This is a genomic window from Deinococcus marmoris DSM 12784, assembly GCF_000701405.1.
Classification (GTDB): Bacteria; Deinococcota; Deinococci; order Deinococcales; family Deinococcaceae; genus Deinococcus; species Deinococcus marmoris.
In genome coordinates this window covers 18,919-35,122 of record NZ_JNIV01000047.1, presented here as the reverse complement: position 1 = coordinate 35,122, position 16,204 = coordinate 18,919, and the positions used below count along the sequence as shown (strand labels likewise).

General features: G+C 64.8%; 18 protein-coding genes. 8 read left to right on the top strand and 10 right to left on the bottom strand.

What is annotated here, in order from left to right; translation table 11 throughout:
* The 4 genes from Q319_RS0112590 to hisG all read left to right on the top strand — a co-directional run.
* Window positions 1–336, top strand: a 336-nt coding sequence (locus tag Q319_RS0112590) for an IS66 family transposase (protein ID WP_156039325.1), incomplete at its 5' end; no start/stop codon positions are given.
* Between the two features lie 148 nt (window positions 337–484).
* Window positions 485–724 (top strand): hypothetical protein, encoded by a 240-nt coding sequence (locus Q319_RS27140; RefSeq protein ID WP_156039324.1) that lies wholly within the window; start codon window positions 485–487, stop codon window positions 722–724.
* 424 nt (window positions 725–1,148) lie between these two features.
* Entirely contained in the window at window positions 1,149–2,318 is a 1,170-nt protein-coding gene (locus Q319_RS0112585) for an ATP phosphoribosyltransferase regulatory subunit (protein ID WP_029482851.1), read from the top strand.
* Entirely contained in the window at window positions 2,315–2,956 is a 642-nt protein-coding gene (gene hisG / locus Q319_RS0112580; protein WP_029482850.1) for an ATP phosphoribosyltransferase, read from the top strand. Before Q319_RS0112585 ends, hisG begins: the two co-directional genes overlap by 4 nt.
* A 91-nt stretch (window positions 2,957–3,047) precedes the next feature.
* On the opposite strand, the gene Q319_RS0112575 is transcribed toward hisG, so the two are convergent.
* The 3 genes from Q319_RS0112575 to Q319_RS0112565 form a co-directional block, all read right to left on the bottom strand.
* A complete protein-coding gene (locus tag Q319_RS0112575) occupies window positions 3,048–4,235 on the bottom strand; it encodes a MalY/PatB family protein (RefSeq protein WP_029482849.1) in 1,188 nt (395 codons plus the stop codon).
* 360 nt (window positions 4,236–4,595) lie between these two features.
* Window positions 4,596–6,224 (bottom strand): ABC transporter ATP-binding protein, encoded by a 1,629-nt coding sequence (locus tag Q319_RS0112570; RefSeq protein ID WP_029482848.1) that lies wholly within the window; start codon window positions 6,222–6,224, stop codon window positions 4,596–4,598.
* Between the two features lie 152 nt (window positions 6,225–6,376).
* On the bottom strand, window positions 6,377–7,201 hold the full coding sequence (locus tag Q319_RS0112565) for a M12 family metallopeptidase (protein ID WP_029482847.1): 825 nt from the start codon (window positions 7,199–7,201) through the stop codon (window positions 6,377–6,379).
* Between the two features lie 146 nt (window positions 7,202–7,347).
* On the opposite strand from Q319_RS0112565, the gene Q319_RS0112560 reads away from it, so the two are divergent.
* Window positions 7,348–8,184: a phosphatase PAP2 family protein gene (locus Q319_RS0112560; protein WP_029482846.1), complete on the top strand. Its 837-nt coding sequence runs from the start codon at window positions 7,348–7,350 to the stop codon at window positions 8,182–8,184.
* Between the two features lie 101 nt (window positions 8,185–8,285).
* Window positions 8,286–8,999, top strand: coding sequence for a c-type cytochrome (locus Q319_RS0112555; RefSeq protein WP_029482845.1), 714 nt, complete (start codon window positions 8,286–8,288; stop codon window positions 8,997–8,999).
* 28 nt (window positions 9,000–9,027) lie between these two features.
* Here the strand turns inward: Q319_RS0112555 and Q319_RS0112550 are convergent, their stop codons facing one another.
* Together Q319_RS0112550 and Q319_RS0112545 are read right to left on the bottom strand one after the other, a co-directional pair.
* Window positions 9,028–9,354 carry an HNH endonuclease gene (locus Q319_RS0112550; protein ID WP_029482844.1) on the bottom strand — a complete coding sequence of 109 codons (327 nt, stop codon included), beginning with the start codon at window positions 9,352–9,354 and terminating at the stop codon, window positions 9,028–9,030.
* Window positions 9,355–9,468: 114 nt separating this feature from the next.
* The gene (locus tag Q319_RS0112545; protein WP_029482843.1) at window positions 9,469–10,473 is read right to left on the bottom strand and encodes a DUF1517 domain-containing protein; all 1,005 of its coding nucleotides are present in this window, start codon (window positions 10,471–10,473) and stop codon (window positions 9,469–9,471) included.
* A 70-nt stretch (window positions 10,474–10,543) separates the two neighbouring features.
* Here Q319_RS0112545 and Q319_RS0112540 point away from each other — a divergent pair, with 70 nt between their 5' ends.
* Together Q319_RS0112540 and Q319_RS0112535 are read left to right on the top strand one after the other, a co-directional pair.
* The gene (locus tag Q319_RS0112540) at window positions 10,544–10,933 is read left to right on the top strand and encodes a hypothetical protein (protein ID WP_029482842.1); all 390 of its coding nucleotides are present in this window, start codon (window positions 10,544–10,546) and stop codon (window positions 10,931–10,933) included.
* A 96-nt stretch (window positions 10,934–11,029) separates the two neighbouring features.
* Window positions 11,030–11,935, top strand: a complete 906-nt coding sequence (locus tag Q319_RS0112535) for a hypothetical protein (protein ID WP_081846025.1) — start codon at window positions 11,030–11,032, stop codon at window positions 11,933–11,935.
* A gap of 181 nt (window positions 11,936–12,116) precedes the next feature.
* Here Q319_RS0112535 and Q319_RS0112530 read toward each other — a convergent pair whose 3' ends face one another.
* The 5 genes from Q319_RS0112530 to Q319_RS0112510 form a co-directional block, all read right to left on the bottom strand.
* Window positions 12,117–13,007: a phosphotransferase family protein gene (locus Q319_RS0112530; protein ID WP_245619188.1), complete on the bottom strand. Its 891-nt coding sequence runs from the start codon at window positions 13,005–13,007 to the stop codon at window positions 12,117–12,119.
* A complete protein-coding gene (gene dkgB / locus Q319_RS0112525; RefSeq protein WP_029482839.1) occupies window positions 13,004–13,828 on the bottom strand; it encodes a 2,5-didehydrogluconate reductase DkgB in 825 nt (274 codons plus the stop codon). The genes Q319_RS0112530 and dkgB overlap by 4 nt, the downstream gene beginning before the upstream one ends.
* 89 nt (window positions 13,829–13,917) lie before the next feature.
* Window positions 13,918–14,844, bottom strand: a complete 927-nt coding sequence (fmt, locus tag Q319_RS0112520; protein ID WP_051655352.1) for a methionyl-tRNA formyltransferase — start codon at window positions 14,842–14,844, stop codon at window positions 13,918–13,920.
* Window positions 14,845–14,884: 40 nt separating this feature from the next.
* Entirely contained in the window at window positions 14,885–15,565 is a 681-nt protein-coding gene (gene def, locus Q319_RS0112515; protein WP_051655351.1) for a peptide deformylase, read from the bottom strand.
* An 89-nt stretch (window positions 15,566–15,654) separates the two neighbouring features.
* Window positions 15,655–15,903: a hypothetical protein gene (locus tag Q319_RS0112510; protein ID WP_156039323.1), complete on the bottom strand. Its 249-nt coding sequence runs from the start codon at window positions 15,901–15,903 to the stop codon at window positions 15,655–15,657.
* Window positions 15,904–16,204: the final 301 nt, after the last annotated feature.

Below are 16,204 nucleotides of genomic sequence, written 5' to 3'. Positions count from 1 at the left end.
AATCCTGCCGCGCCCCCAGTGCCAGGCCGCCGGGGAAAACCCAGGCAAACTCCGGGCCGGAATTTGGCCTTGCGGTGTCAGAAGCACCGAGATGCGGTGCTTCTGTTTCTCGAACGGGACGACGTTCCCTTCGACAACAACCAGGCGGAACGGGATATTCGGATGTTCTGTATCAAGCGCAAAGTGTCAGGTGGGTTTCGGTCTCTGACTGGTGGAGCGGCGTTCTGCCGGATTCGCAGCTATATCTCCACACTTCGCAAGCAGGGCATACATGTCTGGCAGGGCCTCGTGAGTGTATTTCGCGGTGACATCCTCATGCCCGACTTCTCGCGCTGAGTAGTTACCCGGCCACTAAGGTTGTATCATTCAATCATCGAATATATGGTCCCGTTACCGAGTATCGCAACCTCACACTAGGCGGGGTAGGCGTTGACTCGAAAGGGTTTAAGGGCCTACTTGACCCCAACCCACACTGGTGAAGATTATGAGTGAGCGAGAACGGTACGGCATCGTAACTGCGAACAACATGGATAGAGATTGCTTGGTAGTTGAATTATCCATTGGCGAAGATATCCTCTTTGAGTTTTACATAGATGATGGAGAGAGAAAGTTAGCTATATATACTGAACATGGCAAGTCTGCCATAGTAACAAGTGCCGACGTATTTCAGGAGGCTATCAAAGCCGCTTATAAAGATGCATTGACACTCCCGGATGGAAAATGAATTAGACACATTTTATTTAGCCGTCAGCCAATCACGGTAAGTAAAAAATAGCATCTTGACTAGTAACCGAGATTCAGTTATTAGCCGCCCCGCAATCCTGTTTGACACATGGGGCGGCTCCCCTTATTGCGATTTCAATCATATATAAAGGCTGCGGTGCTACCGAGGTGCTACCCCCAAACCCCAGCCGCAGGCATCGCAAGTCTAGCTGCCTAAAAATCCCCTCCCAGCGCCGCCGCAGCCCAAATCCCTAACGGTGCTACGGCGGCGCTACGTTCACTCAAATCTGCTCAAAATAGCAAGCCCTGCTTCGCACCCATACGGCAAAAATCCGCTTACCAGGAGATGCTCAATCTCACGGTCAGCGCGGAGCTGACAGACCACAGAATGCCTTCACCACCCTCCCACACCTCAAGCCCCTACAATGCCTCCCGTGAGTTCGCCTGCCCGCCTCCCATCTGCCCCACCGTCCGCCTCCATTCCCGAGGGCACGCGCGACGTGCTGCCGCCCGAGTGGGAACAGCGCGAGGCCCTGCGCGTCCGCCTGTCGGGGTTGTTCGGAAGCTGGGGCTACCGGGGTGTGGAGGTTCCGGCGCTGGAATACGCCGACGCCCGCCATCCGCAGGACGCCCGCGCCTTCAAACTGATCGATTCGGGTGGGCAGGTGCTGGCCCTGCGCAGCGAGTTCACCACCGCGATTGGCCGGATGGTGCGCTCGCGCTTTGCGGCTGGGCCGTTTCCGCTGCGGCTGCATTACAGCGGGCGGCTGTGGCTGCGCGCCCTGACCAGCGAACTGGGCCGCCTGCGTGAATTCGGGCAGACCGGGGTGGAACTGATCGGCATCGAGGGCGCACGCGCCGACGCCGAACTGCTGCATCTGGCGGCGGCAGCGCTGAAAACGGTGGGCGTGGCTGCCGAGCTGGAAGTCGGCTTTCCCGGTTTCGTGGACGCTGTGCTGGAGGACGCGGCCCTGCACGGCCCCGCCCGCGAGGCGCTGCACGGCGCGGTAGACCGCAAAAGCGGCGCGGACATTGATCTGCTGTCACGCCAGCACGGGCTGTCGGGCGAGGTCACGCGTACCCTGCACGCCCTGACCGATCTGTACGGCGGCCCGGAAGTGCTGGACGCCGCCGCAGAGTTGGCGCAGGGCGCGCGGGCGCGGGCGGCAGTGGCGCACCTGCGCGAGGTCTCGGCGCTGTATGACGGCACGTTGCTCTATGACCTGGGGGCCAGCCGCCGCTACGACTACTACACCGGCCTGACCTTCCGCGCCTACGCGGCGGGATTGAATCAGCCGGTGCTAGGCGGGGGCCGTTACACGCTGGAGGGCGGCTCAAATGGGAGCCTGCCGGGTGCGGGCTTCGCGGTGGGCCTGGAACGCCTGCTGCGCGCCGCCGCCCCGCAGTTGCCCCCTCAGCCGGAAGTGGTGCTGGCGCTGGACGCTGCCGGGGCCGATGCGGCACGCAACGCTGGCCTGCACGCCGAACTGACCTGGACCGACGACATAGACGAGTTGCGGCGCTATTCGGCGGCGCGCGGCATTCACCGCTGGGCACGCGGATCAGAACTGTTCGACGCCGGGGTGAGCCTGTGACCCCCGCCCCCCTGCGCGCCCCCGATCATCTGACGCTGGCGCTGCCCAAGGGCCGCATTCTGGAAGAGGCCATCGCGCTGCTCTCGCAGGCGGGCCTGCCGCTGACCCTGCCGGAAAAGTCGCGCGCCCTGCGCCATGAATTCCCCGGCGTGACCGTGCTGGAACTGCGCAATCAGGACGTGCCCGTGTACGTCGATCTGGGCGTGGCCGACGCCGGAATCGTGGGCAAGGACGTCCTCACCGAATCCGGGCGCGAGGTCTACGAACCCGTCGATCTGCGCTTCGCCGCGTGCCGCCTGTCGCTGATCCGTGAGGTGGGTGCGACTGCGCCGCTGGTGCGGGTGGGCACCAAGTACCCGCGCATTGCCCGCGCCTACCTGAACGCGCGCGGCATTCCCGCCGAGGTGGTCAAGCTGGGCGGCAACATCGAGCTGGCCGCCCTGACCGGGCTGGCCGAGGCCGTGATCGATCTGGTGCAGACCGGCAGCACCTTGCAGGCCAACAACCTGGAAGAACAGGACGTGCTGTTCGAGTCCAGTGCCCGCCTGATCGTCAACCGCGCGGCGCTGAAGCTGCGGCGTGAGCGGCTGCGGCCCCTGATCGAGCGGCTGCGGGAAATCGTGGGCGAGAACGCTTAAAGCCGGAACAGAACAGCTCAGCCGGGAATGTCGGTGTTGGTGAGGACGCCCTGCGGGTCGAAGACGGCCTCAGGGCCTCTCCTTCCCTCGTTTACTGCGCCGCGTCCAGCGCCTTTCGCATCCGCTCCAGCGCCTCGGTCAGGATTTCGCGGCTGGTGGCAAAGTTCAGGCGAATAAAGCCCTGCGTCTGGGGCTTGAATTCCTCGGGGGCGAAGGTGGGGCCGTCGTGCATCGCCACTTTCGCCTCCTCCAGCAGAAATTTCTGGATGTCCCCGGCGTGCGGGCAGTCGCGCAGGTCCACCCATGCCAGATAGGTACTCTCCACCGGGTAAAACTTGACGGCGGGCAGGTGCTGGCGCAGATACTCGGTCAGGAAATCGCGGTTGGCGCGCAGATAGTCCACCGTATCGGCCAGCCAGGGGCCGCCGTCACGCAGGGCCGCCTGCCACATGGTCACGCTCAGCGCCCCTTCGTGGCCCATCAGACCCCCGGCAGCAGCGCGCACCTTTTTGACCAGTTCGGCGTCGTGGCCGATCATCACGCCGATGCCCAGGCCAGCAGTGTTGAACGCCTTGCACGGCCCGGTCACAGTGATGGTGCGGCTCTGGACGCGCCCGGCAGCAGCGAAGGACTCGAAGGGACCGTCCGTGAACCGCAGATCGGCGTGCAATTCGTCGCTCAGCACATACAGATCATGCTTCACGGCCAGATCGCGCAGTTTCTCCAGCTCGTCGTGGGTCCAGACGCGCCCGGTGGGGTTGTGCGGGTGGCACAGCAGCATCAGCTTCGTGCCTTTCGCGGCAGCCTCCATGCCGTCCCAGTCAATCTGGTACCCGTCGGGGCTGTCCAGCAGCGGCACGGCAGAAACCTCGCGCCCCTGCCCGGTGATGCTCAGGTGGAAGGGATGATAGACGGGCGTCATGGTCAGCACCTTCTCGCCGGGCTGGGTCAGCGCCGCCACCGCCGCGTAGATGCCCGGCACCACCCCTGGCAGCATGGCGATGCCGCCCTCGGGCAGGTCTTTCAGCCCATGCGTGTCCAGCCTGGCGCGCAGCAGGCCGTCAAGCGTCTTGTCGCCCATCAGTTGGTGGTAACCCAGACCGTGGACCATCCGTTCACGCAGGGCCGACAGGATCGCGGGGGCCACTGGAAAATCCATGTCAGCGATCCACATGGGGATCACGTCCCCGCCGTACAGCGTCCATTTCAGCGAATCCGCGTGACGCAGTTCGGCGGGGGTCAGCGTGGGGTACGTGGGCAGATTCTCCGTCTGGGTCATGGGGCAAGGATACGCCGGATGCGGGGGTAAGCGGATTTAGAGCAGTCGTCAAAAGAGCTGCCCATTTTTGACCGAACGGAAGAACAGTTGCCGAGAGTTTGGGATTGCCATAACTCCGAAGGAGAGAACGGAAGCATCAGACAAAAGGGATTCTGATGCTTCCGTTCGGACAGATGCTGTACAGGAGACTCGGCAGAGATTCTCCGTCCGCTCCCACGGTTTGACCTCTGCGCTCCCCGAAAGGGAGGCAAGAGGATGAGCGCACTGAATGGTCTCTTGCGCTCCCCGGCTCCCTTCTGGCTTGTACAGCTCCGCAGAAGAGGGCTTCCCCTCCCTACTGCCGCTCCCTACTGCCGCTCCCTACTGCCGCTCCCCTTTTTGCAGCGTCGTGCTGACCTCGCCGCTGCGCCCGCCAGAAGCGCCACCATGCTCACTGCTGCCCGTCATGAGTAGCCCCAGTCCCGTTTCAGTGGCCTTGTCGGCGGCAACCTCACCCACCACCTTGCCCTCGTACATCACCAGGATGCGGTCTGCCAGATTCATGACCTCGCCCAGATCGGCGCTGATCAGCAGAACGGCCAGCCCCTGATCGCGGGCCTCGACAATCCGGGCGTGGATGAACTCGATGGCCCCGATATCCACCCCGCGCGTGGGCTGGCTGGCCACCAGAATCTTGGGGCCTTTGCGCATCTCGCGGGCCACGATCAGCTTCTGGGCGTTGCCACCGCTATACTGCCCGGCGCGCAGGCTGGCGCTGCGGGGGCGCACGTCGTACTTTTCGCTCAGGTCCTTGGCATTTTTGGCGATCACATCCAGATTCAGGAAGCCGAAACGCCCGGCAAAGGGCGGACGGTCCTGTTCACCCAGGATGTAGTTCTCGGCGGTGGTCATGTCCAGCACCAGCCCGCGCTCGTTGCGGTCCTCCGGGACGTGGGACAGACCCGACGCCTCCACTTCCTTCACGCCCCTGGCCGTCTTGCCCAGATATGTGATGTTGCCGCTGTACTGTGCCAGTCCGGTGATCGCCTCCACCAGTTCGCTCTGGCCGTTGCCCTCCACCCCGGCGATCCCCACGATTTCCCCGGCGCGCACCTGGAAACTCACGCCGTCCACGGCGTTGCGGTGTTCGCCCTTCACCACCACATTCTGAATATCCAGGGCAACCTCGCCGGGTTTGGCGGCATCTTTAGCCACCTTCAGCGTGACCTCGCGGCCCACCATCATCTGCGCCAGCGTCTCGGTGGTGGCCCCCTCGGCGGGAATGGTGCCGATCATGCGCCCGTCGCGGATCACGCTGATGCGGTCACTGATCTGCAAGACCTCGTGCAACTTGTGAGAGATGAAGACCACAGCGTTTCCACTTTTCGCGTACTGGCCCACCAGAAACTCGAACAGTTCGTCGGTCTCGCTGGGGGTCAGCACCGCCGTCGGCTCGTCCAGAATCAGGATGCGTGCGCCCCGGTACAGGGTTTTAAGGATTTCCACCTTCTGTTGCAATCCCACCGGAAGCTCCCCCACGATGGCGTCGGGGTTGAGGGCAAAGTTGAACTGCTTGATCAATTCCAGCACGCGCGCCCGTGAGGTGGCGTAGTCGATGGCCCCGCCCTTCGTCGGCTCCGCACCCAGGATCACGTTCTCGGTGACGGTCAATGTTTCCACCAGCATGAAGTGCTGGAACACCATGCCGATGCCGCGCTTGATGGCGTCGGCGGGATCGTTGAAATTGACCACCTCGCCGTCCACCACGATCTCGCCGGAGGTAGGCGGCTGGATGCCGTACACGATTTTCATCAGCGTACTCTTGCCTGCGCCGTTCTCGCCGCACAGGGCGTGGACGCTGCCCCACCTGACCTGCATGGAAATGTCGTCGTTGGCCAGCACCAGCGGAAAACGTTTGGTGATGCCGCGCAGTTCCAGCGCATTCTCGGACTGGTGCCGGACCTCTTTCAGCACGTCGGGGGCCGGTGCATTGGGATTGGGGGCGGTCATGGCACCAGTTTAAGGTATCTGCCCCGCGCTGCGGCGAATGCGGCGGCCAGCGCGGCCAGCAAGGAAAGCGGCGCACCCCCGCTCAGGAGTGCGCCGCGCCAACTTCTGCCGCGCCAATGACTGCCGCACAGACTGCCCGCGTTGCCGGATACTCAGCGGGGGTACATGGCGTTGAGGGTGCTGACATCGGTGGAGCTGTAGCCGTTGCGCTGGCCCATGCGGCTGAGGTTGACGCTGCTGTTCAGAGGCCGGATCGCCAGTTTGCCGTCGAAGTAGGCGGGGTAGTGCATGATCGAGTCGAAGTCGTAGGTGCCGTAGCCCGCGCTGCCGCTGCGAATCTGATACTGACTCTGCCAGTCGGCGGGGATGTTGGCCCAGACGATCTCCACGTACTGATCGCGGTCCGGGCGGGTCTGCTCGTGGAACAGGCCCAGGGTGTGGCCGAACTCATGGATGATCGAGCCGGTCGAGCAGCGGTCCGCCAGCGTGATGGTCTGCCGCCCGCCCGTCTTGCCCAGGCCCGAGGCGCAACTGGTGCCGGTGTTGTAGGTGATCTGAACATAGTCGCGCTGCGCCGAACTGGTGCGCGGCGTCACGACCGTGTTGGTGGTGGCGCGGATGGTGCTGGCCGCCTGGGCCACGCGGTCACGAATGGCCTGGGGCACGTTGCTGGCGAAGGTGTACGGCACCGTGCGGCCAGACCAGCGGTAACGGGTATCGACGACGTAGGTGCCCTGCTGCGTCAACTGACCAGCCTCCGCCACGATGATGTCGTCCTCAACCATCACGTAACCGTCTTTCACGAAGCCAGTCACCTGCTGGGTGGTGCCGTCGGGAAGGATCATCGTCACCGGGCGTTGATCGGCCTTTGCCTGGGGCGCACCGTTTGCCTGGGATGCACTGCCGGGCGCTGGAGAGGTAGAGCAGGCCGAGAGACCAAGGGCCAGGGACAACAAGACCGCTGCGGTTTTGTGCATATGTGTTCCTCCTGTGTGCTGTGGAACACACGCTAACCGCTGGGGAGGGCAATTGTAAGCGAACTTTCCGTCATTCCCGGTCACTGGCACAGCCGCCCAGAAAAACAGCGCCGCGCCCACCGCCGGCTCCTGCCACAATACCGGGCATGGAACCTTTCTGGCTGGCCGTCACCAATCTGGGGCGCGACGAGGTGTTTATCGTGGTCCTGGCGCTGTACACCTGGCTGTGGAATCCCGGCGGCGGGAGAAATCTGGGCGTGGTTTTCGCGGGCAGCTATCTGGTCAACAGCGCCCTGAAGTACGGCCTGAACCTGCCGCGCCCCTTCACCAGCGATCCCGGCCTCGTCTCGGACACAGTGCGGGCCACGGCGGGCGGACCGGGGCTGCCCAGCGGTCACGCACAGATGTCGGCCACGCTGTGGGCGGGCATTGCCGCGCAGGTGCGGCGGCCAGGGATGTGGGTTGCGGCAGCCGTTTTAATCGCCCTGATCGCCGTGTCACGGCTGGCGCTGAATGTTCATTTTCCGTCCGATGTGATCGTGGGTCTGCTGCTGGGCGGCATTGCGGCGGCGGTGGCGGGGCGCGTGGCCTTTCCCAGCGCCGGAACGTGGCGCTGGGCGGTGCCGGTGGTGGCGCTGCTGATTGCCACCGTTCTGCCCGCCGGAACGCCGCGCGAGTACGGGACCGGGCTGGGACTGTTCGCCGGATTCTGGTACGCCCGCCCCGACTTTGCGCCGCCGCGCGATCTGACCGGGCGGCTGATCGTGGGCGTGGTGGGTCTGCTGATCGTGTTCACCGTGTTTTTTGGACTGGGAGCGCTGCCCAGTGCGGTCAAAGACATCGGGCTGATGCGGGCGTTGCGCTACGCCGTGCTGGTGGTGGTGGCGGTGGAGGTGGTTCCCGCCATCCTGCGCCGTTGGCTACCGCGCACGCCTTTGCCTGCCGTGACCCGCCCTCAGCCCGAAAGCGTGCCGCCCCGCTGAGGACCGCCCTATAAAAGTCAGGTAAGCGTCGTTGCAGTTTCAGAGTAATAAGGACTACACTTGAGTTCAGATCAAGAGTTGTTCCGGCTCAAGGAGGCTGTATGCAGCGCACCGTCCGCCTGTCGCTCTGGCTCGCCGTTCCGCTCGCCCTCTCCATCCCCGCCATCTCGGCGCTGGCGCAGTCTGGTGGGAGCGCTGCACAAGGGGGAAACACTGCGCCGCCCGCCGGAAACCCCCTGGCCCTGACCTTCAAGACCCCCGACCCAGCCCGGGGCAAGGAAGTTTCGCAGAGCTGCCAGGGCTGCCACGGGCCGGGGCTGGCCAGCGTGAACAGCGCCATTCCGGGGCTGGCCGGGCAGAACCCCAGCTACACCCGCTTGCAGCTCACCGTCTTCCGCGCCAAGCTGCGGCCCAGCGCCGTGATGTGGCAGCAGGCGGCCAAGCTCTCGGATCAGGACATCGCGGACATTGCCGCCTACGCCGCGACGCTGCAACCCGGCCCCGCCTGGAAGGTGGACAGCGCCGACGCCGCGCTGGCCGCCAAGGGCGAGGCGCTGTTTCAGGCGGGGGACGGTCCCCGCAACATCATCGCCTGCGCCATCTGCCACGGCAGCGACGGGCGCGGCGACGACCGCCTGGGTGTGGCGAGCGTCACCAACCTGTCCCCAGAATACGGCGGCGAGGTTCTGCACGAGTTCAAGAACACCCCGGAATTTGGCATCCCGCATCCGAATGCCATGCGAATCACCCTGCGTCCCATGACCGAAGAGGACCTGAAGGCCGTCCAGATCTATATCAGCAGCATGGGGAAATAAAGCTCCGGTCTGACCCCAGCGCCCACCATCACCGCACCCGCACGCTTCGGCTGGCGGGTTGTTTTCTGACCCAGGCCACGAAACGGCGCACGTCCGGGTGGTCCAGCAGGGTGTCCACGGCACTGTAGTCCTGCGCCAGTTCGGCGTTGCTGAAGGTGCGGTGCAGGAACTTGTGGCACGGGCCGCACAGCATGACCGTGGGCAGTTCCGACACCTTGGCCCCGCGCCTGCGCCCCTGCGAACGCGGAATCAGGTGATGCTCGGTCAGGTGCGGCGCGGCCCGCCCACACAGCGCACAGACAGGCGCAGTCTGCGGAGGCGGCGGCCAGTTGGATTGGGGCAGGCGGCGGGCCATCGGAGCTGGAGCATAGCCAGCGGGCGCAGGGGCGAGTGTGGCCCAGGGCAAGAAAGCACAGGCAAAGCAAGAGGCCGGGGAGTCGCCTCGCCCGGCCTTCAGCCCGTGCAGCCGCTACAGCTTGGTCAGTTTCGGGTACTTCATGATCGCCTCGTCCTCGCTGAGGAATTCACCCGGTGAGTCGGGACTCCAGACCACCTCGGCGCGGATCAGGTCCGAGGCGTTGACGCTGCTGATGGTTTGCAGGGCGGCCCGTGCCTCGGCGGCGTCGGTCACCCCGGCGGGGGGCAGGTTGCCCAGCGCGTGCGCGGCCACGGCTATTGTTACGGCCAGATACATGTCGCCCGCGTCGCCCTTGTATTTGTAGTCGTCCTGGTGAGCAAAGCCACTCTTGGGGTCTTTGTTCTGGTAGTTGCTGGTGGTCTGTTCGGTAAAGGCCGCGCGGGCCTCGGTGGCCCAGGCCCCCACCTGACTGTCGGCAGAGTTGGGCGCACCCTGGGCGCGTTCCACGTTGCCGTACACCCAGCGTTCGGGGTGCCGCAGGGCCACCAGCGCGGCCTCCTGAAGCATCCGGGCCAGCCCCTCGTTGGTGTCGGGGTCTCCGTTCTCGGCCACCCGTTGCAGGGCCTTCTTGACCTCGTCTCCCTCGGCCAGCAGCAGTTGCACGCTGACGGCCTGGGCGGTGCCGCTCAGCGATCCCAGCGCGCCGCCCAGACCCCGCGTGCCGCCTGTCCCAGCGGCGCTCAGGCTGCTGCGCATGTACCCCACCACCATGAAGACCAGCACCCCCACGACGATGATCCCGATCAGGCCGGAGCCGCCGCCCCCACCGCCGTAGCCGTACCCCCCGCCCCCGTTGATGATGATCGGCCCGGAATACCCGCCGCCGGAATACCCGCCACCACGCGAGAAGCCGCCGCCAGAGCTGCTGCCCCCGAAACTACCGCCTCCACCGCCGCCCCCACCACCACGCGAACTGCTGCCCCCAAAGCCGCCGCCGGACTGCGCCAGACCAGCCCCCGACAGGCCCAGCGCGCCCAGAGACAGCACCAGGGCAGCCAGCCAGATCAGCAGGCCACGCGATTGGGAACGGCGGGCAGAGGGTCCAGGGACGTTCATACCCGCAGTCTACGGCCCAGACGCCGCAGGGGTTCCCACACCCCCCCACCGATGCCGGGTACACTCGGCTGTGACCTCCGAACCCCGCCCCACCATCACGCTGACTCCCGACGAGTGGCAAGCCTTTCAGGACCGCCTGTACGAGCGGGATGACCGCCTGGAACTCCGCGCCCCCGATACCGTGGTGCGGCGCGACGAAGCTGTGGACGCCTACGTCCTGAGCGCCCACGCCGAGGCCCTGCAAAGCGGCGAGGTGGAAGGCGACGTGTGGGGCACCCTGGAAGACATCGACGAAACCGCCGCAGACGAGCAGGAGGCGTGGGAGAAGATCACGGCTTTCTATCTGGGACGGGGCAGTGTGCTGGTGCGCGTGACTGATCTGGACGAGCCGGAAGAGTGGATCTTCACCGAGGAACTGGCCCGCCGCCTGGGCCTGATCGCCCAGGAAACCCAGAAATAAGCAGGAAACACCGGAGTAAGCTGACAGCCGCTGGGGTAAACCCGCGCTGAAGTGTGGCTCATCCCGCACAGATGAGGGACGCGTAGGCTGGTTCTCATGTCAAACCGTAACCCACACTTTCCCATCAAACGTCTGCTGGCTCTGGGCGCACTTATCGGCGCGGGCGCGTATTACTTCAGCCGTGAGCAGAACCGCAAGGCGCTGGACGCCAAACTGGCCGAACTGGGCCTCAAGGACGCCGCTCAGGACGTGGGCAGCAGCGTGACCAAGGGCTGGGAAAAGACCAAGGACGCCGCCGCCCAGGCCGGAAACGTGATCGCCGACAAGGCAGGCGAGGTCAAGGACGCCGCCGAGGGTGGAGCCGGGGCCGCCCTGGACAAGGCCAAAGAAGTCGCGGGTGACGTGAAGGCAGCCGTGGGGCAAGCGGCTGGGCAGGCCAAGGAAGCGGCACAGGACGTGGTCAAAGAGGCCGGGAAAGAAGGTCAGGACGCCGCCGCCCAGGTACAGGACAAGGCCGAGCAGCTCAAGTCCAGGGCTTCTGACGCCGTGGAAGGGGCCAAAGACAAGGCGCAGGATGTGGCTGGTCAGGTGCAGGACAAGGCCGAACAGGTGAAAGACAAGGCCCAGGACGCCGCCGCCGATGCGAAGGGTGCGGCCCAGACCGCAGGCGCTCAGGTCAAGGACAAGGCTACGGACGCCGCAGATCAGGCCAAGGCTGCTGCCCAGAATGCTGGAGCTGCCGCACAAAACAAAGTTGCCGAGGCCCAGGGCGGCACACGCGACTTCATCGCTGAGGCGCGGGCGCAGGCCGAGAAGCAGGCAGCCAGGGACGCCGACACCGCCACGCACCACCAGGGCAGCGATCTGAGCAGCAACGCCCGCAACGCCGCGCAGGGCGTGAAGACCAACATGCAGAACACTGGACAGGACGCCAAGGACACCGCGCAGAAGGCCGCAGGCGACGTGAAGAACGCCGCCAACGACACCAAGCGCAACCTCTAATACGGACTCCGATTAAAGGGTGTTGAAAACACCTGTAATCCGAGCGGAGCGAGAAAGAGAAAAACGGGTTCCGGGCGTGGAGTATGGAGATCGGAGCTGTCCCGATCTCTACACGAAACAAACGGAATCCGTATAACCTCACTTTCAGTAAAGGGCCTCCCCATGTGGGAGGTTTTTCCGTTCAGGGCAGTTGGAGCTGTTCGAGGGCGCTGGCCACAAACTCCCGGTGCCGCTCGCGCACCTGCCGCTCCAGCTCCTGTTCCAGACCCCACTCGCTCAGCCGCCCGCAGGGACGTAGAGCAGCGCGCAAATCCCAGTACGGCAAAGGCGTCATCTCCACGCCGCTCAGGACAGCGTATTCGTCCGTGAAGGCGCGCATGGCCTCCCTGCCCAGAAAGAACAGCAGTTCCAGCCGGGCATTACCCACATCGGCCAGCGGATCACCCAGCGCCGCATCTTCCCAGTCGATCAACGCATTCAGGCAGCCCCCGGACCACAGGATATTCCCAGACCAGAAATCACCGTGCAACACGGCGGGCAGGGTCAGTGGAGGTGTTTCGAGACGGTCCAGCGCGTCACGGATGCGGCCCTCGGACAGTGAATCGTCGGGATTCTCGGGACGTGGACTGGGAGTTGCCAGCGGACGCAGGAACGCGAAGGCGGCGGGAGGCAGCGCGTGCAGCCGGGCGAGGAAGGCGGCCATCTGGCGCACGCAAGCGGTCCCGTCAGCAGGCTCGAATTCGGGTTGGCCGTCCATGAAATCGATGATCAGCACACCCGCCTCAACGTGGTGCGGCTGAGGCACGGGCAGGCCCGCTGCGTAGAGTGCCCGTAGCAAGTTGAACTCCTGCCGGGCGACATCAGGGTGGGTTTGCAAATCGCGCGGCCCGTACTCGCGCACCACCAGAACCTCGATCTGGCCGTCCACCTTGCGAATTTCCAACGCCGTCACCCGCGCCGAGACACCGCCAGCCAGGGTCCGGGAGCGCAGAAGCTGTGCCGCTGGCCGAATCTTCTGGATCAGCAGAGCAAGGTCAATCGGCGTAACGCGCCCCACCCCCAGAACGCTCAATCCCAGTCGGGCGCGACGCTGGCCGGGTTGGCAAGGCGTTCGCCCTGGCCGTCCAGCGCGGCGATGCGCCCCATCTCCTCTTCCGAGAGCTTGAGGTCCAGCGCCTTCATGTTGCTTGCCAGGTGTTCGCGGCTGGTAGACGACGGAATCACCGAGAAGCCCTGCTGCATGGCCCAGGCCAGCGCCACCTGTGCAGGTGTGGCGTCATGCGCCCCGGCAATGTCTTTCAGCACGTCGTCTTCCATGACCTTGCCCACCGCCAGCGTCATATAGGAAGTCAGGTGAATGCCTTCCTGGCGGGCGAAGTCGGCCAGCTTGCGGTTTTGCAGGTAGGGGTGGATTTCCACCTGATTGGTGGCGATGGGCAGGTCACCCAGCAGATCGCGGGCCTGTTTCAGCAGGGCGATGGTGAAGTTGGAAACGCCGATCTGGCGGGTCAGACCCTGCGAGTGGGCTTCGGCCAGCGCGCCCAGATATTCCTCGGCGCTGACCGGACCGCGCGGCGCAGGCCAGTGGATCAGGGTCAGGTCCACGGCGTCGGTCTGGAGTTTATCCAGGCTCTCGCGCAGGCTGGACACCAGTTTGTCGGCGCTGTAGTTGTCGGGCTTGATCTTGGTGGTGATAAACAGTTCGTCACGCTTCACGCCGCTGCTGGCGATGGTCTCGCCAATTTCACCCTCATTGGCATAGCCCTGTGCGGTGTCGATCACGCGGTACCCCACTTCCAGCGCGTCACGCACGGAATCCCTGACCACCTGATCTTTCAAGCGAAAGGTTCCCAGGCCGAAGGGCGGCACGGTCCAGTTCTCTGTTGCAGTCATCCGGGCATAATGCCGCGCCAGACGCAGGGGAACAAGGACTGTTTTTCTTTATGTGGGGTTGTGTGCCGTGCTTGTGCCAAGGCGGAGGGCTACAGCTCGAAGCGGTCCCCCGCCCCAACGCCTGCCGAGGACGCCCAGATCTGGGCAGGCTGGGCGCGGCGGGTCTCGGGCTGGACGGTCTGCACACGGACTGCACCGCCGCCACAGGCGATCAACATCCCACTGGCGTCCACACCCAGAATCTCACCGGGCTGGCCCCCACCTTCCTCCACGCTCAGGCCGCCCAGCTTGAGGCGTGCGCCGCCCAGAAAGGCGGTGGTCTGCGGCCACGCGGCTACACCCCGGTAACGGTCCACCACAGACTGCGCGGAATCCGTCCAGCGCACGAAACCGTCCTCCTTGACCAGCATGGGCGCGTGGGTGGCCGCCGCGTCGTCCTGAGGTGTGGGCACGAGGTCTCCCCTGCCCAGCCGTTTCAGTGCCGTCACGATCAGCCGCGCCGCCTGCCCCGCCAGCGCGTCTGAAAGGTCCAGGCTGGTCCACTGCGGGGCAATCGGCAGTTCCTCCTGAAGCAGGATCGGCCCCGTGTCCATGCCGGGATCGGTCTGCATGATGGTGGTCCCCGTGACGCTCTCGCCGCGTATCAATGCCCACTGGATCGGCGCAGCGCCCCGGTAGGCGGGCAGCAGGCTGGTGTGGGTGTTCAGAAAGCCGTAGCGGGGAATATCGAGGACAGAGGCGGGCAGGATCTTGCCGTAAGCGCAGGTCACGGCCACGTCCGCGCCGCTGCCCCGCACAGCGGTCTCGAAGTCTGCATTCCGCCGGAGCCTGACAGGCTGGGCCAGTGGCAACCCCAGCTCGGCGGCCCGCGCGGCGACAGGCGGCGGCGTCAGCCTCAGGCCACGTCCCACCGGCTTATCCGGCTGGGCCACCACCAGCACGACTTCAAACTGCGTGCGAATGGCCTCCAGAACGGGCAGCGCGAAGGCTGGGGAACCGAAGAAAGCCACCTTCAAGCCTGGTAACTCCAGACCCTGTAACTCCAGACCCGGCAATTCACGCACCGCCACGCTCGCGGCGCAGGCGGTCTGCCCCGGCCAGATCGCCGATCAGCGTCCTGGACTTCTGCTGAATGGCCAGCAGTTCCTTGCGGTAATCGTCGGTCACCTCGGGGGGCAGGCGGTCCAGAAACAGCACGCCGTCCAGGTGATCCAGCTCGTGCTGGAAAACGCGGGCCAGATAATCCTCGGCCTCCAGAATCTTCTGGTTGCCGTCCAGATCGGTGTATTTGACCGATACGGCGCGGGCGCGCGGCACGCCCTCCTCGTAGATGCCGGGGATGCTCAGGCAGCCCTCCTGATAGGACCGGTCTTTTTTCTTGTTCAGCACGCTGACCACCGGATTGATCATCACGAAATCACGCAGCACCCGCGAGCGCAGCGGAGAGTCCTGGCCCTCGTTCTCTTCCTCGTCGTCCTCGTATTCCACGGCCACGAACAGGCGCACCGGCAGGCCCACCTGCGGCGCGGCCAGGCCCACACCACGCGCCTCGAACATGGTTTCCAGCATGGCGGCGGCCACCTGCCGCACGCTCTGCGGTCCCACCCCCGGCACATTCAGCGTGTCACTCAGGGTCAGCGGTTTGGCCTTGCGGCGCAGGATCGGATCGCCGTACAGGCGCAGCGGATACACGCGCGCCTCTGCGGGGGTCCAGGTGGGAGTCGTTTGCCCGGTCATAGTGCTGTCTGTTTTACCAGACGGGCGGGCAGTCGACAGAGGTATGGGTCAACTTGTGCGGGGACTGGCCGCCCATGACCTGCGCCGGATCATGGGCCGTCCCGTTTGCTGAAGACCGCCAGGCTGGCCACTCCCAGCGCCCCGGTCAGGCCCAGCACCAGCGGCAGATCGTGGCCGCGCAGGAAAGCGTCTGTGGTCAGGGCCAGCCCCGTGACGCTGGCAACCAGGGTCACCGCCAGCGCCGCCCAGGTTACCCCGTGACGCGAAACCTGAAAGCCCCAGCCCGCGCCTGCCAGCAGCAGACACAGCAGACCCAGCCAGCCGCGCAGATCGTCCATGCCACCGAGCATAGCCGCTGGGTCTGGCCATTTATCCGGGGCCATTAAGTCATGAAATACGGCAGCCACGAAACCAGCTCTCTTTTGAGAAATGAGAAGAACCGTCCAGAGCTGAAATCGCAGATCATCAGGCGACCCATATTTTGCCAGACTTTTCTCAGAACTCCAGAGCTGCCATTTCTTTCAAAAACGTGGCTGGCTGAAGAAATTGACCCGTGTCTTTTAGATCAGTCAACATACAGGTGGTTAAGACCACGTCAATTCCCACCGTTTCATGAAGTGATTGAGTTGCACGGATCAA